General features: G+C 66.3%; 12 protein-coding genes and 2 pseudogenes. 3 read left to right on the top strand and 11 right to left on the bottom strand.

Annotation, left to right across the window (positions count from 1 at the left end):
- Positions 1-273: 273 nt before the first annotated feature.
- The 7 genes and pseudogenes from XcuCFBP2542_RS09925 to cysD form a co-directional block, all read right to left on the bottom strand.
- Positions 274-1,785, bottom strand: coding sequence for a carboxylesterase/lipase family protein (locus XcuCFBP2542_RS09925; RefSeq protein ID WP_372372298.1), 1,512 nt, complete (start codon positions 1,783-1,785; stop codon positions 274-276).
- Entirely contained in the window at positions 1,785-2,696 is a 912-nt protein-coding gene (locus XcuCFBP2542_RS09920) for a TrmH family RNA methyltransferase (RefSeq protein ID WP_104603418.1), read from the bottom strand. The genes XcuCFBP2542_RS09925 and XcuCFBP2542_RS09920 overlap by 1 nt, the downstream gene beginning before the upstream one ends.
- A gap of 478 nt (positions 2,697-3,174) precedes the next feature.
- Positions 3,175-5,850 carry a M1 family metallopeptidase gene (locus tag XcuCFBP2542_RS09915; RefSeq protein WP_104603417.1) on the bottom strand — a complete coding sequence of 892 codons (2,676 nt, stop codon included), beginning with the start codon at positions 5,848-5,850 and terminating at the stop codon, positions 3,175-3,177.
- Positions 5,851-5,952: 102 nt separating this feature from the next.
- Positions 5,953-8,449, bottom strand: a pseudogene (locus XcuCFBP2542_RS09910) (efflux RND transporter permease subunit).
- Positions 8,446-9,517 (bottom strand): annotated as a pseudogene (locus tag XcuCFBP2542_RS09905) (efflux RND transporter periplasmic adaptor subunit). The pseudogenes XcuCFBP2542_RS09910 and XcuCFBP2542_RS09905 overlap by 4 nt, the downstream one beginning before the upstream one ends.
- A 255-nt stretch (positions 9,518-9,772) precedes the next feature.
- Positions 9,773-11,749, bottom strand: coding sequence for a sulfate adenylyltransferase subunit CysN (gene cysN, locus XcuCFBP2542_RS09900; RefSeq protein ID WP_104603416.1), 1,977 nt, complete (start codon positions 11,747-11,749; stop codon positions 9,773-9,775).
- Positions 11,749-12,657 (bottom strand): sulfate adenylyltransferase subunit CysD, encoded by a 909-nt coding sequence (cysD, locus tag XcuCFBP2542_RS09895; RefSeq protein WP_104603415.1) that lies wholly within the window; start codon positions 12,655-12,657, stop codon positions 11,749-11,751. The genes cysN and cysD overlap by 1 nt, the downstream gene beginning before the upstream one ends.
- A gap of 178 nt (positions 12,658-12,835) precedes the next feature.
- Here cysD and XcuCFBP2542_RS09890 point away from each other — a divergent pair, with 178 nt between their 5' ends.
- From XcuCFBP2542_RS09890 to XcuCFBP2542_RS09880, 3 genes are all read left to right on the top strand, one after another.
- Complete coding sequence (locus XcuCFBP2542_RS09890; RefSeq protein ID WP_104603414.1) at positions 12,836-14,683, top strand: assimilatory sulfite reductase (NADPH) flavoprotein subunit; 1,848 nt, start codon at positions 12,836-12,838, stop codon at positions 14,681-14,683.
- A 108-nt stretch (positions 14,684-14,791) separates the two neighbouring features.
- Positions 14,792-16,498 (top strand): assimilatory sulfite reductase (NADPH) hemoprotein subunit, encoded by a 1,707-nt coding sequence (gene cysI, locus XcuCFBP2542_RS09885; RefSeq protein ID WP_104603413.1) that lies wholly within the window; start codon positions 14,792-14,794, stop codon positions 16,496-16,498.
- On the top strand, positions 16,495-17,220 hold the full coding sequence (locus XcuCFBP2542_RS09880) for a phosphoadenylyl-sulfate reductase (RefSeq protein ID WP_104603412.1): 726 nt from the start codon (positions 16,495-16,497) through the stop codon (positions 17,218-17,220). The genes cysI and XcuCFBP2542_RS09880 overlap by 4 nt, the downstream gene beginning before the upstream one ends.
- Before the next feature lie 1,470 nt (positions 17,221-18,690).
- On the opposite strand, the gene XcuCFBP2542_RS20015 is transcribed toward XcuCFBP2542_RS09880, so the two are convergent.
- The 4 genes from XcuCFBP2542_RS20015 to XcuCFBP2542_RS09860 all read right to left on the bottom strand — a co-directional run.
- Positions 18,691-20,489 (bottom strand): zeta toxin family protein (locus XcuCFBP2542_RS20015; protein ID WP_249027635.1); only part of this gene is annotated, 1,799 nt, incomplete at its 3' end.
- 14 nt (positions 20,490-20,503) lie between these two features.
- The gene (locus tag XcuCFBP2542_RS09870; RefSeq protein WP_104603411.1) at positions 20,504-21,127 is read right to left on the bottom strand and encodes a hypothetical protein; all 624 of its coding nucleotides are present in this window, start codon (positions 21,125-21,127) and stop codon (positions 20,504-20,506) included.
- 234 nt (positions 21,128-21,361) lie between these two features.
- A complete protein-coding gene (locus tag XcuCFBP2542_RS09865; RefSeq protein ID WP_170066976.1) occupies positions 21,362-23,365 on the bottom strand; it encodes a TonB-dependent receptor in 2,004 nt (667 codons plus the stop codon).
- A gap of 193 nt (positions 23,366-23,558) precedes the next feature.
- On the bottom strand, positions 23,559-23,993 hold the full coding sequence (locus tag XcuCFBP2542_RS09860) for a DUF2946 family protein (protein WP_104603409.1): 435 nt from the start codon (positions 23,991-23,993) through the stop codon (positions 23,559-23,561).
- Between the last annotated feature and the right edge of the window lie 149 nt (positions 23,994-24,142).

Raw genomic sequence — 24,142 nt, 5'->3', positions numbered from 1 at the left:
ACGTTGCGCAAAGGTGCGTGCGGTCACGTCAACTTGGCATGGCTGCTCTTACTTTTTTGTCTTACTTTTTGCAGCCTGATTGCAGCGCCACTGGCAGCAGTTAAACATCCGCTGCGGAGCGGCTGAGCTGTAAGCGTAAACGCATGCCTGCAGATACCGCTGCAATATACCAAGGCCACGCATTAGGTGCCGCAGGGTGTGCCGGAGCGGGCGGCAACAGCTCCCGCGCCGCCAGGTCACAACGCTGCTACTGCCGTCACGATGACCGTCGCTTCAGGGCAAGTCGAGGCCCGCGCAGCTGTCTGGCGCCGCGTCGCTGATCTGCTGTACTCCACGCGCATCGAAATGCAGCGCCGCATGCCCGGGCGCAAACGCCGGCCAGGCCGGCAACTGCTTGGCATTGGGGTTGCCTTGCTGCACAAAGGCAGCCCAATAGCGCTGCAAACTCACCGGCGGCTGTCCGATCGGCAGATCCTTGAACAGGAACGGCAATTCGGCGCTATGGGTCACCTGCGCGCCGGGTGCGGCGGTATCGAAGACGTAATGCCATACCGGTACGCCCAGTGCGGCCTGGTGCTGGGCGACGATCAACGCCGGACAGCGGAACGTGAGATCGGTGGACAGCTGCATCGCCGCATTGCCCTGCCGCGCCGCACGCTGCTCTGCGCGCGCGCGCTGCGCCTGCAGCACGGCATCGGCACGATCCGGATAGTCGCGGCGCAACCGTGCCTGCGCTCCCTGCTCGCCGCCATAGGTGAGTTCCTGCACCACGTAACCGATCAGCAGCGGCACCTTGGCTTGCGCGCCGCTTGCCAACAGTTCGGCTGGCGCGCGCGGCAGCACGCGCCCATCGACAACCGCCTGCAGCCAGATGTAGCCATCGTCGTCCAGCGCCGGCACATCCACGCCCTGCCCGGCCTTGAGCAGTTGGTCCACCGGCAGCGCACGCAATTGCGCCAGGCGCGTGGCCGGATCGTCGATACCGGCACGCTTGGCGATGCTCACGCCCAGCGCGCGATTTTCTTCCAGGCTACGCGCCGGCAAGCCGAAGCCGGCGGTGCCACTCTGTTCGATGGCGGCCGAAAACAACCCGCGTGCAGGTGGACTGAGCATCAGCAGGCCCACGTCCTGGCCGCCGGCCGATTGCCCGGCAATGGTGAGCCGCGCCGGGTCGCCGCCGAACTGCGCAATGTTGTCGCGCACCCAGCGCAAGGCCGCAATCTGGTCGAGCAAGGCGTAGTTGCCGGCCGCCGCGTTGTCGCCATCGCGCAACTCCGGCAACGACAGGAAACCCAGTACGCCCAACCGGTATTGCAGTGTCACCACCAGCATATTCTGCGCAACCAGGTTGGTCGGTAGATGCCCGTCCGCACCACCGGCCACATTGGCGCCACCATGGATCCACACGAACACCGGCAACGGCGTGGCCGGATGCAGCTGCGGCGTCTGCACTTCCACATACAGGCAGTCTTCGCTGGCGCGGCTGGCCATGGCGTTGTTCCAGCCCAGCGCAGGCTGCACGCACGGCGTGGCGGCCTGGGTGGCGTCACGCACCTGCGTCCATGCGGCGGCCGGTTGCGGTGACCGCCAGCGCAACGCGCCCAGCGGCGGTGCGGCGAACGGAATCTTGCGGAACACCGCGCTGCCATCGTCCTGCCACTGCCCGCGCAGCGCACCGTGGTCGGTGTGCACTTGCGGCGGCGCGGCAGGCGTGGGCGCCTTGGCAGCAGCAGCGCTGCCGGTGACAACGCAGGTTGCAGCAAGTAGCCAGGCAGATGGACGCATCAGAGCTCTCCAGTCATCACACGGGCACGCCAGGCGGCCTGGAAAACCGCAGTGGCCGAGGCCACGTTGAGGCTTTCGACCTTGCCGCTGCCGCCGATGGACAGCTGCAGATCGCAGTCGCGCGCGAACTGGCGGTCCATTCCATCGCTTTCCGCCCCCATCACGTACACCAGGCGTTGCGGCAGGCGGGCAGCGAACACGTCCTGGCCGCCATCAACGAGCGTGGCCGCCACTGCAAACCCGGCGTGCCGCAACTGCGCCAGCGCCTGCGCAGTCTCCGGCAACTGCACCAGCGGCACCGCTTCGGCACCCCCTTCGGCGACGCGGGCCGCCGCGCCGGACAACCCCAGCGTGGAGCCGGCCGGCAGCAGCAGGCCGGCCACGCCGAAGTGCGCCGACGAGCGCAGGATCGCGCCGAAGTTGTGCGGGTTGCCCACGCCGTCCAGCCACAGCGCCAGCACCGGACCTGGCGGCAGCGCGGCCAGCCATTCCTGCAGCGGCTGCGGTGGCACGCGCAGCACATCGGCCACCACGCCTTCGTGGTGCGCACTGGCGGCGAGCTTGCTCAGGTCGGCCTCCTCCACCACGCGGTAGCCGATGCGCTGGGCCACACACCAAGCCAGCAAGGCCTTGCACTGCGGAATCCGCGCCTGGCTCAGATAGAGCTTGCGCAGCGCCTGTGGGCGCGCCTTGAACACGGCCTGCACGGCGTTGATGCCGTACAGGCGCAGCTCGCGTGCATTGCCGCCCGATGGCGGCGCTGCCGACGGGCCGGCGTCGGGCGCCCGTTGCGCGAGCGGGTTAGGCGCGGGTGCGCGCGGCGCGGCGCGGCCCCAGGGATTGTGCGGGCCGCCTGATGGCTTGCCGCCATCGCGTGGCGGCCGTGGGCCGCGTCCATCGTGCTGTGTCATCGTGGTATCCAGAAGTTCGCGTGCATTGCCGTGTCGCCTGGGCCGTATGGCCGTTGAAGGCGCACTGCGTTCACCGCCCCCGCAGCGCCAGCCGGGGCCGTCGCTGCAGGTACAGTGGCGACGATGGTAAGCCAGTGCATCCCCGCGCGCGCATCGCGGTACTGCGGCACCAGGGCCGGGCATACGCCACCGGCCTGCGTGATTGGCCACAGAGCGAGCAAAGTACGACCGTGCCGGCCTCCGCTACTTGTTTCCAGCGCTGGCGATCCAGCGAGCGCGATGCCTCGTCCATCGCCCGGATCCTTGCGTGCGCAGCCTCAGAAGTACCGATGTTCGGCACATGGCGCAGCGGCTGCAACTGGAAGGCCGTTGCAGACGCAAATCTCTGCCATCGGCCAACAGCAGCAGCCAAGCGTGCGCATGCATGAGCGCCGGCAGTGTCCATCGGACCACTGCGGGCCGGTAGCATCTGGAAACCTCAGCGCTTGGCGGTCTGTGCCTGTTGCAGTGCAGCGCACAGGCGGATGGTCTCGCTGGCCTGAGCCAGGCCGCGATCGGCACCGCTGAGGCTGGTCAGGCGCGGCTTGAAGAAGGCCTCCAGGCGGTCGGCTTCCGCGCTGCTGCAACCGCCGCTCGCACCCAGCCCAGGCAAGCCACCACCATCGAACGAGCCGCTGCGTTGCACGATACGGTCGAAATTTGCGGTGAACCACGGCCACATCGACGCATGCGATGCCTGCTCGTCATGGCCGCTGCGCAGCAGGCTCTTCATCTCGCCGACCTTGATGGCATCAGTGAGTGCAAAATCCCGGACCTGCTTGAGCAGTGCCGGATCCTGCACCGCGCCCAGCCCGTCGATCATCGCGTTGCGCTGTGCCGGGTCGGCATGCGTGCGCAATGCCGCGATCAAGGCATCCACCGCGGCGGCGCCACGTTCCTGCACGCTCACCGCCAGTGCGTTGCCGAGCAGGTCGGGATTGGCCGCAGAAAAGTCCAGCGCACCGTTGCCGCCGGCCAGCACGGCATCGCCCTGGGCAAGCAGGGCCTTGCGTACTTCGGGGCTGCGCAGGCGCAAGCCGAACAGGCTGGTCAACGAACTCCGTAGCGTGATGTCGTCGATCGATTCACCGCTGCGCCGCGTGTAACCCAACTGACGCAGGCGCGGCAGGTAGGCCTGCTCGGCCACCTTGCGCAATGCGCCGCGTTGCGCGTCGGTGCTGGCCTGGTACTGCCAGATCCACACGAAGCGGTCCACCAGCGCGGTGGACACATCGGCCGATGGAGACGGCGCCAGCTGCTTGATCGCTGCCAGCACCGCATCGCTGTCGGCATCGCCATGGCGGTAGGCCGCATCGATCGCATCGGCATAGGCGAGCTTCTCGCTGTCATCGAGCTGGCCGACCTGCTTGCCCAGTGCGGCCAGCTGCTGCTTCGGCAGGCTGAAACGGTAATAGCCGGCACCACGCGCGTTCGGGAACACCCAGGTGTTCTTGCCCGCCCCTTCCAGCACGATGCTGCCGCTGGCGCTGTCCAGCAATTGGCAGGCCGTACCGACCTGGTTGTTGCCCTTGCCGTACTTCACGCACACCGGCACGCCCCACTGCTGTGTGGTCGATCCGGTCGAGCCCAGCGGCAGATATCGCTGCTGCCGCAGGTTGACCACGGTCTTGCCACCGGCGCGGGCCACCTGGGTCTGCAGGTACGGCACGCCCGGCTGGTCGAGGAAACTGCGGAAGGCGGCCTTGAACGCCGCGTCCTTGCCGGCGCCTGCGGCGATCGCATCGACCAGGTCGTCGGCGGTTGCATTGGCAAACGTGTGCCTGGCGATATAGGCGCGCATGCCCTCGCGGAACACCTCTTCGCCGACAAAGGCTTCGAACATCGCCAGCACCGCCGCACCCTTCTGGTAGGTGATGCCGTCGAAGGCGGTTTCGATATCGCCGTTGCCGGTGATCGGTTGGCGGATCTTGCGTGCGCTGACCAGGCTGTCGTTATCCATCGCGTGCTGCGCGCCGCCGATGCGATCCAGGTTGGCGTGATACTCCGGATGCAGCTGCATGGTGATCTTCTGCTGCATCCAGGTGGCGAAGGCCTCGTTGAGCCACAGGTCGTCCCACCATTCCATGGTCACGGTGTCGCCAGTCCATTGATGCGCCAGCTCGTGCGCATTGGTGTTGAAGGAGCGCTGCACGTTCACCGCCGGTGAGTCCTTGTCCAGCAACAGTAGCCAGTCGCGGAAGGTGACGAAGCCGGGGTTTTCCATCGCGCCGGCGCTGAAATCCGGGGCGGCCACCAGGTCGAGCTTGTCGAACGGATAGCCGAAGGCGTAGTACTCCTCCAGCGCGGCGATGATTGCCGGCGTCTGGTCCAGTGCGGGGGTGATGCGCGGGCCCTGCCCCTTGGCCGCGATACCGCGCAACGGGGTGGCCGCAGGCCGCTGCGGCGTGGCCGGCATTGCCGGTACGTCCACCACATCCCACGGACCGGCCGCGTACGCCACCAGGTAGGTGGGCAACGGCACGGTGGGCGCGAAGGTCACTGTCTTCCAGCCCTTGCCGGCCGGCTTGGTCGAGATGGCGATGGTATTGGCCAACGCCTGGTCGTCCTTGGGCACGGTCAGGCTGATGTCGAACGGCGTCTTGAATGCCGGCTCATCGAAACCGGGAAATGCGTAGCGCGCGCTGATCGGTTCCATCTGGGTCATTGCATAGGCATTGTCCTGGTACTTCACTTGATACAGGCCCTGCAGCTGCTGATTGAGCGGCGCGCTGTAGGTGATGTCCACGGTGAGCGTCTGCGGCTGGAGCGTGCGACCGAATTCCAGCCGCGCCACACCGGTCTGCGCATCGGCCTGCACATAGCGCGCGGTCAGGGCCTTGCCCTTGCCGGGCGTGACCGTGGCCTTGCTAACCTTCAGCTCCTTGCCGTGCAACCAAAGGTGATCGGAGGCCTGCTTGAGCTGCACGCGGATGGTGCTACGGCCGCTGAACTGCGCCTGGTCCGGGTCGATCTTCAGCGCCAGGCTGTAGCGCTCGGGCACCGCCCAGGTCGGCAGCCGGCCGTTGGGCACCGGTTCGCTGGCGGACTGGGCCAGCGCGGCGCCACAGCACAGTGCAAGGACGGAAGGAGCGAGCAGGCAGACGAGACGACGCATGGGAGATTCCGGTCAGGGCAAGCGTCGGAGTCGACCACAGACCGGCACGGCTGTCACGCGCGCACCGGTCACCGCGACCGCCAGGCCAGGCACGCACGCCGCTTACGCATGCCCGCCCACCGATGGGGTTGTCGCCTCCAGCGCGTCCAATTCACGCGCCAACGCTTCGGGCGATTTGGTATAGGGCGCGATCAGGCTGTAGAACGCCGGCACCACGTACAGCGACAGCAGCGTGGACAGCGAGACACCGAAGATCACCACCACGCCGATGGTGGCGCGGCTGGCCGAACCGGGCCCACCGGCCACCACCAACGGGATCGCACCGACCACGGTGGCGATGGAGGTCATCAGGATCGGGCGCAGGCGCACCGATGCCGATTCGACGATGGCCGCGTGCACGCTGCGGCCTTCGTCGCGCAGCTGATTGGCGAATTCCACGATCAGGATGCCGTTCTTGGCCGCCAGGCCCACCAGCATCACGATGCCGATCTGGCTGAAGAGGTTGAGCGTACCGCCGGTGAGCCACAGGCCGACCAGTGCACCCAGCACCGCCAACGGCACGGTGAGCATGATGACCAACGGGTGGGCAAAGCTTTCGAACTGCGCCGCCAGCACCAGGTACACCACCAGCAAGGCCATGCCGAAGGTCAGCAACACCGCACTGCCGGATTGCTGGTATTCGCGCGATTCGCCCTTCCAGTCCACCTGGGCATATTCGGGCAATTCTTCGCGCGCGGCCTGCTGCGCCCAGGCGATGGCCTCGCCCAGCGGGTAGCCCGGCGCCAGGCCGGCGGTAATGGTGATCGCGCGCAGGCGATTGAAGCGGTTCAAGGTGCCGGCTTCGGCCACTTCGCTCAAGCTCACCAGGTTGGACAGCGGAATCAGCTCGCCACGGGTGGAGCGCACGCGGATGGCGGTGAGGTCTTCCGGCGCCATGCGGCCTTCGCGCCCGGCCTGCAGCATCACATCGTATTCCTCGCCGTTGTCGACGAAGGTGGTGACGCGGCGCGAGCCCATCATCGCTTCCAGCGCGCCACCGATCGCGGTCACCGGCACGCCCAGGTCGGCCGCACGCAGGCGGTCGATGTTGACGCGCATCTGCGGGCGGGTTTCCTTGTAGTCCGAGTCCGGGCCGACCAGGCCGGGATTGGCTTCCATGCGCTGCAGGATGCGATCGCGCCATTGCGCGATCTCGGCGTAGTCCGGCCCGCCCAGCACCAACTGGAACGGCTGGCCGCGGCTACGTACCAGGCCACCGCTGACCTGCGTGCGCGCACGCACGCCGCTGAGCGCGTTGAGCTTTTGCTGCAGTTCGTCGGCCACTTCGGTGGTGGGGCGGGTGCGCTGCTGCCAGTCCTGCAAAAACACGCTGACGCGACCGGTGTGCATTTCCTCGCTGCTGCCAAAGCCCCCGGGCACGCGCGGATTGGCGCGCACGATGGGCTTGTCCGGGCCAACATAGGGACGCAGGATGTCTTCCACCTGATGCATCTGCCCCACGGTGTAATCAAAACCGGCGCCCTCGGGGCCATCGATCATGATCTGGAAATTGCCGCGGTCCTCGACCGGTGCCAGCTCGGAGGGAATGAGGCCCATCAGCCATGCACTGGCGCCCAGCGCCAGCAGCATCAGCAACGCAAAGACCCAGGTGCGTTGCACATGGCGTTCCAGCGAGCGGCCGTACGCTCCGGACACTGCCTGCATGCGCCCGTCGAACCATTGATGGAGCGGTGGAATTGCGCACGATGCCCAGGCCGACGTTGGGCACGCCATTGCTCTGGAAATACGCGCGCCGCTCGGCCGAGGTGAGCTCCACCCTGGCCACGTCACCCAACCGCACGACATAACCGCCCTCGCCCTTGCTCAGCGGCAGCCTGGCGAAGTCCTCCGGCTTGAGATAGCTGCGCTCCACGCGCAGGGTGAAGTCGCGCTGCGCCGATTCGATGCTGCCGGCCGGCAGCTCCACGTTTTCGTTCTGCAGCGCCGCCTCCACGTCGGCCACGGTGAGCGCGCGTGCGGCGAGCTGGTCGCGGTCCAGCCAGATGCGCATGGCATAGCGCTGACGCCCACCAATGCGCACCTGCGCCACGCCATCCAGGCTGGAGAAGCGATCCACCACATAACGTTCGGCGTAATCGGACAGCTGCAGCGTGTCCATCGTGCTGGAGCTCATATTGAGCCACAGGATGGGGTCGGCGTCGGCTTCGACCTTGGAAATTTCCGGTGGGCGCGCCTGGTCGGGCATGCGGTCGGAGACCCGGCTCACCGCATCGCGCACGTCGTTGGCGGCCGCTTCCACATCGCGGGTGGGTGCGAACTCGATGCTGATGTCGGAGGACCCATTGCGGCTGCGCGCCTCGATGGTCTCGATGCCCTCGATGCCGGCGAGTGCGTCTTCCAGTACCCGGGTGATGCGGCTTTCCACCACTGCCGCCGAGGCGCCGGTGTATTCCACCTCCACCGATACGATGGGCGGGTCGATCGCCGGCAATTCGCGCAGGGTGAGCCGGGTGAACGACATCACCCCCAGCACGATCAGCAACAGGCTCATCACCACCGCCATCAACGGGCGGGTAATGGACAGGTCAGAGAGTTTCATCGTGCAGCCTGCGGAGTGGCCCGCGCGGGCGCGGGCTGGTCGGCGACCTGCAGGCCCGGACGCAGCTTGCCGGTGCCATCCACCACGATGCGCTCACCGGCCTTGAGGCCGTCGAGGATTTCCACCTTGCCATCGCGCCGCTCGCCCAGGCGCACATCGGCGCGCTCCACGCGGCTGTCGGGCGTGACCCGGAACACATAGGATTCGCGCCCCACCTGCACCACCGCGATTTCCGGAATCACCACCGCCTGCCGCGCGGGCTGGTACAACCGCACATCCAGCAGCATGCCCGGGCGCAGCCGGCGATCGTCGTTGGGGAAATCCGCCCGCACCGTCACCGAACGCGTGGTCTCATCGATCCGCGAATCGATCGCGGCCACCTCGCCTTCGAAACGCGCCCCCGGATACGCCGCCGCGGTGCCGTTGACCGTGTTGCCCAGTTGCACCAGACCGAATTGTGATTCGGGCACCTGGAAATCCACGTACATGCGCGCCACATCGTCCAGCGTGGCGATCACCGTACTGGAGGTAATCAACGAGCCCGGGCTGATCTGGCGGATGCCCAGCACGCCGGAAAACGGCGCACGCACCTCGCGGTCGATGATCTCCGCGCGCATCTGCTGCACCCGCGCCTGCGCCGCATCACGCAACGCACGCTGGGTATCGACCGTGGACTTGGCCACCAGTTGCTGGCTCACCAGGCTCAACTGGCGGCGGTACAGCTGGTCGGTTTCCTCGAAGGTGGCCTGCGCGGCCGTCAGCGCCGCCTGCTGCGAATTGCCGCGCAGGCGCAGCAGCAGCTGCCCGGCCTTGACCTCATCGCCACTCTCGAAATAAACCTGTTCGACCACATCGCTGACCGCAGCGGTGAGCGCCACCGACTCGCGCGCACGCACGCACGGTGGCGATGGATTGCACGGTGGAGTTCCAGGGTTGCACCGCCACCGGCTGCACCACCACGGGGATGGGCTTGGCTACCGCCGGCGCACTCGCCTGACGGGCACAACCGGACAGCCATACGGCCAACAGAAGCGCAACGCAGACGCGCGCGCTGGGCAGAACAAGCATCAGAGCATCCTGGCGGGGTACCGCGAAAGTTTACCGACCTTGCCGCCATGAATTGACAAAAAGGGCGCGCTTTGCACCATGACCAACGACCCTTGCCGCGGGCGCCACGATGCGCTGTCGAGTGTGACGCCTTCCGCAATAGCTACAGCGCCAAGCGAGCCCAAGCGGCAACTCGATCATGGCGTACATGATGCCCACCGATCACGCGTACCGCCTACTGCCTGGTCACTGTCCGCTTTGCCGCATGCGTCGCGCTCAGCGCTCCAGCCCGAGATACCCCAGTACCTGGCGCGCCAGCGCTGCTACATTCTCACCGTCGGCGTGAAGATGGACTTCCGGCACCTCGGGCGGCTCGTACGGCGAGTCGATGCCGGTGAAATTGGGAATCTGCCCGGCGCGGGCCTTGCGGTATAGCCCCTTCACGTCGCGTGCCTCGGCCACCGCCAGCGGCACATCGACGAACACCTCGACGAACTCGCCCGCCTCGAAGCGTTCGCGCGCCCGTTGCCGCTCGGCGCGGAACGGCGAGATGAAGCTGACCAGCACGATCAGCCCGGCATCGGCCATCAACCGGGCGACTTCGGCCACCCGGCGGATGTTTTCCACGCGATCCTCGTCAGTGAAGCCCAGATCGCGGTTGAGCCCGTGGCGCACGTTGTCGCCGTCCAGGATGAAGGTGTGATAGCCCAGCGCATGCAGGCGCTTGTCGACCAGGTTGGCCACGCTGGACTTGCCGGCGCCGGACAGGCCGGTGAACCACAGCACGCGCGGCGCCTGGCCCTTGATGCGTGCCCGCGCACTGCGGTCCACATCCAGATGCTGCCAATGCACGTTGCCGGCACGGCGCAGCGCGAACTCCAGCGTGCCAGCAGCCACGGTGGCATGGGTCTGCCGATCGATCAGGATGAAGCCGCCCAGCACGCGATTGCGCGCATACGGGGTAAACGCGATGGGCTCGTCCAGCGACAGATTGCAGTAGCCCACCTCATTGAGCTCCAGCCGTTTGGCGGCCAGGCGCTCCTGGGTATTCACATCGACCTTGTGCTTGATCTCGCTGATGCTCGCGGTGACCGTGCGTGCGCCAATCTTCAGCCAGTAAGGGCGCCCCGGCAGCAGCGCGGCATCGTCCATCCACAACAGATGTGCGGCGAACTGGTCGGCCACTTCGGGCGGATCGTCGATACCGGCGATGATGTCGCCGCGGCTGATATCGATTTCGTCGGACAAGGTCAGCGTCACCGCCTGACCGGCACGTGCAGCATCCGCCGCGCCATTGGCATCGAGCACGCTGGCGACCTGCGAGCGCCGCCCGGAGGGCACCACCACCACCGCATCGCCTACCCGTACCTGCCCGGCCGCGAGGGTGCCGGCGTAGCCGCGAAACTGCGCATTGGGTCGATTGACCCATTGCACCGGCAGACGCAGGCTGCCGGCGTCCTCTGGCGACGCCAGTTGCACGCTCTCCAGATGCTGCAGCAGAGACGGCCCCTGGTACCACGGCATGCGGGTGGACGGGGCGGACAGGTTTTCGCCGGCCAGCGCCGACAACGGGATGCATTGCACATCGGCGATGCCCAGCTGTGCGGCCAGCGTTTTGTAGCCTTCTGCAATCTGGGCGAACACCTGCGCGTCGTAGTCCACCAGATCCATCTTGTTGACCGCCAGCACCACGTGGCCGATGCCCAGCAGCGACACGATGTAGCTATGCCGGCGGGTCTGGGTCAGCACCCCCTTGCGAGCGTCCACCAGCACCACCGCCACATCCGCGGTGGACGCACCGGTGGCCATGTTGCGGGTGTACTGCTCGTGGCCAGGGCAATCGGCCACGATGAACTTGCGCCGGTCGGTATCGAAATAACGGTAGGCCACATCGATGGTGATGCCCTGCTCGCGTTCGGCCGCCAGCCCGTCCATCAGCAAGGCGTAATCGATGCCCTCGCCCTGCGTGCCATGGCGGCGGCTATCACTTTCCAGCGCCGCCAATTGATCGTCGAACAAGCGCTTGCTGTCGTACAGCAACCGCCCGATCAGCGTGCTCTTGCCATCGTCCACGCTGCCACAGGTGATGAAGCGCAGCAGCGGCTTGGATTCGTGCTGTTGGAGGTAGGCAGCGATGCTGCCGGGAATCGGGAATCGGGAATCGGGAATCGCAACGGCGTCCTCCTCCGTCTTGACGTTCGCGGCTAGCCGCTGTTCCGATTCCCCATTCCCGACTCCCGATTCCCGGCTCATCAAAAATACCCCTCCAGCTTCTTCTGTTCCATCGAGGCGCCCGGTGCGTGGTCGATCATGCGGCCCTGGCGCTCGGAGCTGGTGCTGACCAGCATTTCGGCGATCACCGCTTCCAGCGTGTCGGCGGTGGAATCGATCGCGCCAGTGAGTGGGTAGCAGCCCAGCGTGCGGAAGCGGACCGAGCGCAGCTGCGGGGTTTCGCCAGGGTGCAGCGGCAGGCGCGCGTCGTCGACCAGGATCCAGGCGCCGTCGCGCTCCACCACCGGGCGCGGTGCGGCAAAATACAACTGCACCACAGGGATCTGTTCGCGGTAGATGTACAGCCAGATATCCAGCTCGGTCCAGTTGGACAGCGGGAACACGCGCACGCTCTCGCCGTGGCGGGTGCGTGCGTTGTACAGATTCCACAGCTCCGGGCGCTGGTTCTTCGGGTCCCAGCGATGGCGCGCATTGCGGAACGAGAACACCCGCTCCTTGGCGCGCGACTTCTCCTCGTCACGCCGCGCCCCGCCGATCGCCGCATCGAAGCGGCCCTGCTCCAGCGCCTGCTTCAGGCCCTGGGTCTTCATGATGTCGGTGTGGACGGCGGCACCGTGGCTGATCGGGCCGATGTCCTGGGCGATGCCGTCGGGGTTGATGTGCACGCGCAGCTCCACGCCGGTGTCGGCCGCGCGGCGGTCGCGGAAGGCAATCATCTCGCGGAACTTCCAGCGCGTGTCCACATGCAGCAGCGGAATCGGCGGCGGCGACGGCGCGAACGCCTTGAGCAGCAGATGTAGCAGCACCGAACTGTCCTTGCCGACCGAATACAGCATCACTGGTGCGCGGAATTCAGCGGCGACTTCGCGCAGGATGTGGATGCTTTCGGCTTCGAGCCGGTCGAGGTGGGACAGCGGTGGCAGGGTCATCGGGATGGCGTCGGCATCGGTGGCGGGCCATCCGATGGTAGGGCAAGGCGCCGCAGTGTGTGCCGGGCGACTGCCTGCCCGAAATAAGCGGCCGGCATAACGCGATAACGGCTGCTCCTTTCTGGCGGCCGCAACGCATCCCTAACATCGTCGGTCTCATCCAAGCCCCTGGACCCGAATGACTGCCGCCAGCTCCGCGCTACCGCCCAGCCCCTTGCCCGACGAGCGCAAGGCACTGCTGGAGCGGTTGGTCGACGGCCTGGATGCCGCGTCGCTGTGGTGGCTGTCCGGCTACACCGCCGGGCTGGCCCAGGGCCAGCCGCCGCGCGCGCTGGCGGTGCTGCCGGGCGGGCAGCCGCAGGCAGTGGCGCAGGACAGTCAGCGCCTGACCGTGCTGTATGGCAGCCAGACCGGCAATGCCCGCCGACAGGCCGAGCAGTTGGCCGCCGACGCCGAGGCAGCGGGCCTGGCCGTGCGGCTGCTGCGCGCCGATGCCTACCCTACCCGCGAGCTGGCCAGCGAACGCCTGCTGTACGTGGTCATCAGCACCCAGGGCGAAGGCGACCCGCCGGACGATGCGATCGGCCTGGTGGAATGGCTCACCGGCCGCCGCGCCCCCAAGCTGCCCGAGCTCAAGTACGCGGTGCTGGGCCTGGGCGATTCCAGCTATGCGGACTTCTGCGGAATTGCGCGGCGCATCGATGAACGCCTGGCCGAGCTGGGCGGCAGCCGCGTGCAGCCGCGCGGCGAAGCCGACCTGGACATCGACAGCGTGGCCACCCCCTGGCGCACGCAGGCACTCAAGCACGCGCGCGAACAGCTCAAGAGCGGCCCGCACTCGGCCACGATCACGCCACTGCGCAGCAGCCCTGCGGCCCCGGTCTGGTCGCACCAGCGCCCGTTCGGCGCCGAGCTGCTGGCAAACCAGATCATCAGCGGGCGCGACTTCAAGGGACCGGGCTTCGGTGTCTACGCACAACCGGGCAAGCGCGTGCGGCATCTGGAATTCTCGTTGGAGGGCAGTGGCCTGAGCTACGAGCCCGGCGATGCGCTCGGCATCGTCCATCGCAATCCGCCGGCCCTGGTGGACCCGCTGCTGGACGTCTTGCAACTGGATGGCGATGCCATTGTCACCATCGGCGAAGACAGCCTGGCCCTGCGCGACTGGCTGGGCAACCGGCGTGAACTGACCAAGCTATCGCGGCCATTTCTTGCCGCACATGCCGAGCGCGCCGGTGTCGCCGAGCTGCAGGCGCTGCTCGCCCCGACCCAGACCGCCGGCCTGGCGACGCTGCTGGCCGATCACCAGGTGATCGACGTGCTGCGCCGCTGGCCGGCGGATTGGGACCACGCCAGCCTGCTGAGCAGCCTGCGCCCGCTCACGCCACGGCTGTACTCCATCGCCTCCAGCCGCAAGCGTGTGGGCGAGGAGGTGCATCTGGCCGTGGACGAGCTGCATTACCAGGCCCACGGTCATGCGCACCTGGGGTCGGCCAGCGGCTTTCTCGCCGCGCTGGCCGAAGGCGACACCGCACCGGTCTACATCGAGCCGAACGCACGCTTCCGCGTGCCGGCCGGCATCGACCGCGACATCCTGATGATCGGCCCGGGTACCGGCGTGGCGCCCTTCCGCGGCTTCGTGCAGGAGCGCGCCGAAATCGGTGCCAGCGGCCGCAACTGGCTGTTCTTCGGCGCCCAGCACTTCAACACCGATTTCCTGTACCAGGCCGAGTGGCAGCAGGCCCTGCAGCGCGGCGAGCTGCATGCCCTGGACCTGGCGTTCTCGCGCGATCACAGCGAAAAGGTCTATGTGCAGCACCGTCTGCGCGCGCGTGGCGCCGAGGTCTATGCCTGGCTGCAAGGCGGCGCGCATGTGTACGTGTGCGGCGCCATCGGCATGGGCAAAGACGTGCACGCCGCACTGCTGGACATCGTCAGCACCCACGGCGCGCTGGATACGGAAGCCGCGGCGGCCCATCTCACCCAGCTGCAGGTGGAGGGACGGTATGCGCGCGATGTCTATTGAGGCCGGGAATCGGGAGTGGGGAATCGGGAATCGGTACAGCCCGCAACTGAACTCTCCCGGCAGACCAAGCCGCTTTCTACGATTCCCCGTTCCCGATTCCCGATTCCCATGAGCCACTCCGTCGAAGACATCAAATCCGAAAGCCGTCGCCTGCGGGGGTCGCTGGAACAGAGCCTGGCCGATGCGGTGACCGGGGCGCTGCGCGAGGACGATCAGACGCTGATCAAGTACCACGGCAGCTACCAGCAGGATGACCGCGATATTCGCGACGAGCGGCGCCGGCAAAAGCTGGAACCGGCCTATCAGTTCATGATCCGCACGCGCACGCCGGGCGGGGTGATTTCGCCCAGCCAGTGGCTGGCGCTGGACGGCATCGCCACGCGCTACGCCAATCACTCGCTGCGCATCACCACCCGCCAGGCGTTCCAGTTCCACGGGGTGATCAAGCGCGAGCTCAAGGCCACCATGCAGGCGATCAATGCCACCTTGATCGACACCCTGGCCGCCTGCGGCGATGTCAATCGCAATGTGCAGGTCGCGGCCAACCCGCTGCTGTCGCAGGCGCATGCCACGCTGTATGCCGACGCGGCGCGCGTGTCCGAGCATCTGTTGCCCAACACGCGTGCGTATTACGAAATCTGGCTGGACGAAGAACGCGTGTCCGGCTCCGGCAGCGAAGACGAGCCGATCTACGGCGAGCGCTATCTGCCGCGCAAGTTCAAGATCGGCTTCGCCGCACCGCCGCTCAACGATGTGGACGTGTTCGCCAACGACCTGGGCTTCATCGCGATCCTGCGCGAGGGCGAACTGCTCGGCTACAACGTCAGTATCGGCGGCGGCATGGGTGCCACCCACGGCGATACCGACACCTGGCCGCGCGTGGCCAATGTGATCGGCTTCGTCAGCCGCGAGCAGTTGCTGGATGTCGCCACCGCGGTGGTCACCACCCAGCGCGACCTGGGCAACCGCGCGGTGCGCAAGCGGGCGCGTTTCAAGTACACCATCGACGATCACGGCCTGGGCACCATCGTGGCCGAGATCGAGCGCCGCGCCGGGTTCGCCCTGCAACCGGCGCAGCAGTTTGCGTTCGACCACAACGGCGACCGCTATGGCTGGGTGGAGGGCGAAGACGGCCTGTGGCACCTGACCCTGTCGCTACCGGCCGGCCGCATCGCCGACACCGACACTGCCGCACACCTGAGCGGTCTGCGCGCCATCGCGCAGCTGCAGGTGGGCCAGTTCCGCATGACGCCCAACCAGAACCTGGTCATTGCCGGTGTACCGGCGCAACAGCGCACGCGCATCGATACCCTGGTCGCGCACTACGCGCTGGATGCCGGCAACCATGCGGCCACCGCGCTTGCACGCGGCGCAATGGCCTGCGTGGCACTGCCCACCTGCGGCCTGGCGATGGCCGAAGCCGAGCGCTACCTGCCGGACTTCAGCACGGCGCTACAGCCACTACTGGAACGGCATGGCCTGGCCAACACGCCCATCGTGCTGCGCCTGTCCGGCTGCCCGAACGGTTGCTCACGGCCCTACCTGGCCGAGATCGCGCTGGTGGGCAAGGCGCCCGGCCGCTACAACCTGATGCTGGGCGGCGACCGACGTGGGCAACGCCTCAACACCTTGTACCGCGAAAACATCACCGAAGCGGAGATCCTCGCCGCGCTCGACCCGCTGCTGGCCCGCTATGCGACAGAACGCGACCAGGCCCGCGACGAAGGCTTCGGCGACTTCCTGCATCGCAGCGCGTTGATCGCGTTGCCGCCCTACCCCACCCACCGTCACCTCGACCTGGAATTGCTTGCATGACTGCGCTGCCCGCCGCATCGAACAGCGCTTCGGCGCTAGACGACCTGGATGCACTCAACGCGCAACTGGAACCCCTGCGCGCCGACGAGCGCGTGGCCTGGGCGTTGCAGCACGGGCCGCAAGAGGCGGCGCTGTCGTCCAGCTTCGGTGCGCAATCGGCGGTCACGCTGCATCTATTGTCCCAGCAGCGCCCAGGCATCCCGGTCATCCTGATCGATACCGGCTACCTGTTTCCGGAAACCTACCGCTTTGCCGATGCATTGACCGACCGGCTCAAGCTCAACCTCAAGGTATATCGCCCGCTGGTCAGCCGCGCCTGGATGGAAGCGCGCCACGGACGCCTGTGGGAGCAGGGCATGGTGGGCATCGATCAGTACAACAACCTGCGCAAGGTCGAGCCGATGCGGCGCGCACTGGACGAGCTCAACGTAGGCACCTGGTTCACCGGCCTGCGCCGCAGCCAGTCGCGCGGCCGTGCGCAGACCCCGATCCTGCAGAAGCGCGGCGACCGCTACAAGATCAGCCCCATCGCCGACTGGACCGACCGCGACGTCTGGCAATACCTGCAGGCCCACGACCTGCCCTACCACCCGCTATGGGAGCAGGGCTACGTCTCCATCGGCGATTTCCACACCACCCGCCGTTGGGAGCCAGGCATGCGCGAGGAAGACACGCGCTTTTTCGGGCTCAAGCGCGAGTGCGGTATTCACGAGGACATTTGAGCGGTTTTTCACATGCTCTGAAAGTCAACCGCAGCAGGAGTCGTCTTGTCTGGGCCAGCCATCCCCATGCCTCTGCAACGCAGGTCAGCCGCGCATGGCGAATCGGCGTGCAGGCTTGTTCCAGGCATGCATGCGCTCCACCACCCCGCACTTGGCCAGTACCACCGCTCATCGAGCCTTGGCACAGGGCTTCCCGCTTCTTCCTGCACGCTGGCGCCATTGTGCGCGCAGACGACCGTGCGTCCGACTGCCTTACATGCCCATGCCGGGCTGCGACTGTGCTTGCGCCTGCAGGCGGCTCTGGGCGATGTACTCACTGATCTGCGCGTGCTTCAGATCGCCGGCCTGTGCCACCTCCATCGAAGCCTGGACCGACGGTGCCGCCTCGTGCATCTGCACGCGCGCGATGCCAAGCGGGTGGTCGTAATTGAGCGCAAACACGGTGTCGCGCGCCACATAGAACTCGCCCTTCCAGCCGGGCTTGAAGTAGGATTCGTTCAGCGCCGCAGTGATCTGAGTCAGGCGCTCTTCCGAAAAATCGTGGCCCTGCTTCTGCATCCGCTCTTGCACGTCCGCATACAGCGCATGCTTGGGATGCGCGGGATCGCTATAAGGGCGTAGACCTGGCGGCGGTGTGTGCGCATCGTCTTGGACGGCGGTGGCCGACAGCTCCTTGTCGCGCTGCGCCTTGCGGCTGTTCTCGTCCTCCTCGCGCTGTGCCTGCTCCTGCTGGTATTGCCGGGCCTGCAACAGCAGCTGTTGATCCTGCTGCAGTTGCAGCTGGCGTTGTTGCTCCAGCGCTTGTTGCTGCTGTTGCGCATGCAGATCGGGTTGGCTGCGTTCGGGCGCTGTTGCCGGCGATGGTGTGGAGGGCATGACCATCGTGCGATGTGGCGCATCCTGCAGCGCGACGCCACGGTCGCCAGGGCGTAGCGCGGTGTCCGGTGAGTGGGTGTGGTCGGGTGCGGCGTGTTCGGTTGGCGCCGCGTGCGCCTTGGCCGGTTGCAGGGACTGGGCCTGGAGTTGGTCTACGGCCTCGCGGATCTCCTCGGTGGTGGTGGTTGCCGCAACCCGCACCGTGCCATCGGCATCGCGACGCAAATGCCGTACCGGGCTGTCCACCGAGTAATGGCCGGACCCATCGCGCTCCAGCGCCAGCGAGGTGGTGGAGGCGTCGATGGCGTTTGCATCGCGGGTGTGTTGTAGCGCCTGCTGGATGGCCGCTGCGGTCGTGGCATTGGGCGCAACCCCGTAGGCGGCATAGGTCGCCTGGAGATTGGCCTGATCCTGCTGTTGCGCCGTGGGAAGCTGCCGTTGGGGCATCTGCGCCATCGCCTGTGCGTGCTGCGCCAGGGCGGGCTGCAGCTGTTGGCGGGTGGCATCCAGCTCCGCTGCGAGCGTGCCGTGCGCCACGTCCTCGCCAGCGCGCCATTGGCCACGCGTATCGCGCAGGTAGTGCCTGCCGTCAGNGAGGCCTGCAGGGCGTCCGCGCTCAACGCGGCTTGCACGGCGGCGGGCATTGGGCCGAAATCGTCCCAGCCGTTGCGCCGGTGGGCGGCTTGATAGGTCGCTGCAATGGCTGCTTGCCCATGGGCGATGTTGCCGTCGATCACCTGCGCCGCTTGCTGGTCCAGTTGCACAGCGCGCTCGGGGCTGGCCGGGTCGAGAGTCCAGACTGGCCGATCATTGCGATCAACCTCGTCGGCCACCATCCGCGACCATTGCCCGTTGTCGGCATCACGCCGCCAATCGCGTTGGTACAGATGCGCGGCATCTGCCTGGCTGGACGGCTGCACGAAGGGATTGCGCGGCGCTACCGCGCCAAGCGCCTGCTCGGTCGCCTGGCCACTGGCGTAGTAATTGAGCTCGCGTGCCTTCTCGGGCAGCGCGAACATGGCCTGCCGGTGCGGCGTATCAACACCGTCGCGCAACAGGTCGGCCCGCTCATGCCGCAACCACTGGCTGCCATCGAATTCCCAGCGCACATGCTGCTTGTCGGTCTGGGTATGGATCTGACGCTGATCCCAGAGCGTGGCGGCCTTGTCTGCTGCCATGCTGAACAGATAGGCGTCGGCCATGACCAGCCCCACCGGCCCGGCTCCCGTGGTGCCCACCACCGCAGCAGCGGCCGTTCCGCCGACCCAGCCACCCATTCCACGCGCACTGAAGTGCAGCGCTTGCGAACGGGCAGCGGCAAGATTGTCCTGCGCCAGCAAGCTGCCGATGCGATCGCCGGTCTGCACGGCATCGTAGGCGCTTGCGGCAACTCCTACACCCGCCAGCCCCGCTGTCATGCCTGCACGACGCAGGCCGGGGAATTCGGGGTCGGGCATCGGCGCGCGTGCGGGTGGCGCACCCGGGCGTACCAGTTCGTCGACGGTGGCGATGCCTTCCAGACGACTTGCAGCCCCATCCTTGACGTGCAGATCGGCATGCTCTGCCAGCAAATGCTGCTGGATGGCGCCAGTGGCGTTTGGGATCTGCTGCACATGTGACGGCAGATCGCGATGCCAATCGGCTTGTTGCTGCCAGGCGTCCCGAAGCTGCCGGGTAAACTCCGGGTCCTTCAGGCGCGCATGACGCGCGGCTTCCAGCGCCTGCCCCGGCGGACGTGCATCGCTGCGGCTGTCATAGACCTCGGTGCCTTGGCGGTTGAAAATGCGGATCGGTGCAGTGGTCTGCGCGTGCACGATATCCAGGCTTTGCGGCAATTTGGTGTAGATCGCGTCGCGGGCGCCTTCGGGGACGTAGCGGCCATGGCCGCGCTGATCGAGCGAGACTGAAAAGCGCTCATCGACGCCATGCTCGCTTTCCAGCTTGGGCGCAGCCATCGCCCGCACTTCGACGACATAACCGCGTGACTGCAATTGCTGGATTAACTCCGAACTCCACTGACCGTTGCTGAGCGTGGTGTCGAAGATCAGGTTCTTCTTGCCTTCCACCGTGGCCTGCAGCAACTCTTCAGCCCATTGGCTGGCATCGGCCTGGGTGTAACCGGACCAGGTGTAGGGGTGTGCGTTGCGGAGGGCTGATATTTGGGGGTGGAATTCGCGCAACTCATCCGGATCAATCGGAACAACATCTCCTTGAAGCTCAAGTGCTGCCGACTTGGCAAGTCCACCTTTGCCGGCACCGGGCTGCCCTGCCAGGATAATTGCTTTGGGTTCCAATTGAGTAGTGGCATCATTCAAGCCACTTTCAGGGATAATTTCATCAGAAAAAATATGGCTATGTAATTCATCATCGACCTTGCCTGGAGCGATGCTCATTGATTTATCCTCAATCAACTGAAGTAAGATCCAAACTCATCATCGGTAATCCATACATACTTTGAGCTAGCCCGAAGCATTAGGAGCTTTTTCTGCTCGGCGCTCTTTATTTTTTCAGCATCATCATCGGCCTGTGCGCGCTCAATCTCCTCGCGAGCCTCGGAGATAAATGAACCGAGTTCATCCTCCAACATCCATATCGCCCACTCGAATGGCGGAGTTACTTTTGATGGTCGCCGCACGGCAAAGTTCAGCTGCTGTTGAAGCCGCTCGATGAGCTCGGGGTAGTCCTTCAATAGCTCTCTCAGTTTCTGCGGCACAGGAGGCGCAGGCAAGCCGTTTTCAACGGAGGACGGAGTGGGCTTGTGCATGGCAATGTCTTTTCTCTCAGCAGTGGCCAGGTGCGGTCCAGGCGGCGCGTCGGCATGCGGTGGTGTGGAATGCTGGACTGGCTGCGCCCAGGGTGCCGACTTGGGCTTGCGCTTGACCTGTACCGGCAGCCCGCCATGTGGCAATGGACCAAGCTCACGCAGCGTGCGCTCGTTGATGCGTTGCACATCGTGCAGCAGCTGGGCTGCATGCGCCTCCACCACACGGCGCGCCAGGGCAGCATAACGGGATTCTTTGGCATCGCTCATATGCGTTTCCTTGCAGATGTTGCGTTGATAGCGGCTAGCGGGGGATGTTATCCCACGGATCCGGCGGGGATGCTTGCACGTCGCGCTGGGGTTACTGACGGCCAATTGCGCGATGGTAAGCCCGCTCCCAGGCAGTGCGAAGTGGCCTGCAGGTGTGGTGCATCGACACCGTCGCGAACCAGATCGGCTTGCTGCTGCCGCAACCACTTGGCGTCAATGCGCGTGTAGGTCGTCTCAAAAGCTCCAGTCCCAGGACAGCGACAGCGCGCGGCCATCGCCCGGCGAATAGCCCGAACTACCACTGTCGTACCACGCATAGACATAGCTGCGATCGGTTGCATTGCGCAGCTGCAGGCTCAACGCATTGCGTGCGTTCACGCTCCAGCGCGCGCCGAGGTTGAGCAGGGCATAACCGCCGGTGCGGCCAAGCGTGTTGCTGCGTTCAAGGTAGTAATCGCCCTGCGCATTGCCCCAGACGCTGAGCTGCACCGCTGCTGTGATCTGCCACTCCAGCCCGGCGGTGGCCAACCAATGCGGCACGTTTTCGATCTCCTTGCCACGCGTAGTCGGCGCGCTTGGGTCCGGCGTGGCAATGCTGGCCTTTTGCCGTGAATACGACATCCATGCGCGCCAGTGCTCGGCTGGCTGCAGGTTCAACTGCGCATCCCAGCCACGCCGCAACGTGCGCCCCACGTTGGCCACATCGCCAATGCCGGGCACACCATTGACGCCAAGCACGGTCGCCACCTCGCCGGAGGCGCGTTGTTCCCAATACGCCAGGCGCCCATCCAGCACCGCCGACGGCGCAAACTTGAATCCGGCCTCCCAACCATCGTTGATCGATGGCCCCAGATTGGCAGCGTGCCGACGATAGGCTCCGTCGCCGCTACCAATCTGGAAGCTGCGCCCCCAGTTGGCATAGGCACTGCCCTGCTCGCCCACGCGATAGCTGGCGCTGAACTTGGGCTGCTTGATGGTGCCGTAGTCATAGGTGGGAGCAGACACGCCCGCCAGCACATCGTGCAACTGGCCATCGATACGATCGATGCGATAACCGGGCACCAGCTGCAGGCGCGCGGTAGGTTTGAGCACCGCCTGCACATAGGCGCCGTGCGTGCGCAGGTCGTACTTCCAATCGCGCAACTGCGCACCGCGCACACGCGCTGCGGTGCGATACCGCTGTGACTGATTGGACTGCCACTGCCCATCCACGCCGGCTTCCAGGCTGGCGTCCATCGCCTCCCAGCCGGGCTGCCAGTTGCCACGCAGCACCACGCCGCGATGGGTTTCGTCGGTCTCCCGCTCCTGCTGCAGGCCAGCGGCAGAGAAGCGCACCCAACGCTGGTTGTGGTAATCGTTCTGGTAGGCCTTGGCGCTCCACTGCGCCTGCGCACCCAGCGTACCGTCTGCATGCAGGGCAGTCTGCCGCACGCGACGTTCGCTGCGATCGTCCTGCGCATACGCCAGTGAACTGCGCGGCGCCGCTGCGGCGGTGGCCGCATCCAGATAGCCGGCCTCCAGCGCATGGTTGTCGTAGTAACGCGTGGTCAGCCCGGCACGGAAGGCACCATCCGGGGCGGTGTAGAACCACTTGCCGGCCACGCTGCGCTTGCGTGCATCGGCGTGATCGCGGTAGCCATCAGAATCGCGCCAGGCCAGCACATAGTTCTGGCTCCAGGCACCGCGCTCGATGCCCTTGCCCAATTGCAGCTCGCGTGCGCCGAAACTCCCTGTGGTGACGCTCAGCCGGCCATCGTTGCCGCCACTGCGGGTCAGCACGTCCACGCTGCCGGCGATGGCGTTCAAGCCGTAACGCGCATCGTTGGTGCCGCGCGCGATCTCGATGGCGCTGATGTCCTGCGGAAACACCGCGTCCAGATACGGCATGCCGCCGGCATTGTCGTTGCTGGGGATGCCGTCGATCAGCAACTTCACCGCATTGATCCGCCCCTCGCCATTGAAACCGCGAAAGGAAAATCGCCCGGCGTCGGTGCCCATGCGGAACTGGGTGACCTGCACGCCAGGCGCGCGCATCAACAGCTCCCAGCTGTAATCCACGTGCTGATCGTGCAGCAGTTCGCCGCCGATCACATCCACCGAACTGAGCACCCGCACCGCGCCCGGGAAGCGCTGGGCGTGCTCGCTGACCTGCACCTTGCCCAGCGTCAATGCCGCCTCCTGCGCCTGTAGCTCGCACACAGGCCCGTACATCAGCACCAACGACGGCGCGTACCACAACGTTCTCAACAACCCACAACGCATGACCAATCCTTTGCCGTTGCAAAACGGCACGACAGCCGCGCACCGCCGCAACACGGCGGGCGCGCGCTTGATTCAAGGCAACCGGCGATTCATCCAGCCGCGCACACGCTGGCCGAGGTGTCGGCGACGTAGCGGCTGTGGTGAGACGAACGCCCGCGACGGGCAAGGTTCACGCGGACAGTGGTGGCCCGCGCGCGCCATGCGCTGCCCGGCGCAGCGCCGTCCGGCATGACGTGCAGACGCGCGTAGCGACCGGCGCTGGCCGCAACTGCAACAGGCACAGCACGGCCAGCAACAGCCAGGGCAGCAGCCGTGCCGCCAGCGTGCAGTAGTCGCAGGCTTCGCCATGCCGGGCGGCAGCGTGGTCGCCTGGCTGTTGCCCGATCCCGGCCGCATGCCCGGTGTGATGCCACGCGTACGGCGACGGCATCGCCTGCCCGGGAAACGACGCGGCCACGATGCTGCCGGCCGGCCCGCTGCTGCACATCGGCTCCTGCGATGGCACCTGGCTCCAACGGCTGATCGGCGGCGCTGCCAGCAATAGCAGCAGCGCCAGCCAGACAAGCAGATGCAACAGCCGGTGGCGGTGGAACGAGCGCAGCATGTCCGCAGTGTAAGCGGCCCGGCACTCCCGCCGCGCTGCCGGCTGCCCCGGCGCGACCGGATGTCGCACCCTTTGTCCTGGGACCTTCGCGTGGAAGCGTTCCCTGGCAACCCCGCGACAAGAGACTGCCAGACAGCTTGCGGCGGCAC

It is taken from the genome of Xanthomonas cucurbitae (assembly GCF_002939885.1).
Taxonomy (GTDB): domain Bacteria; phylum Pseudomonadota; class Gammaproteobacteria; order Xanthomonadales; family Xanthomonadaceae; genus Xanthomonas; species Xanthomonas cucurbitae.
This window is presented reverse-complemented; position numbering and strand designations above follow the sequence as displayed.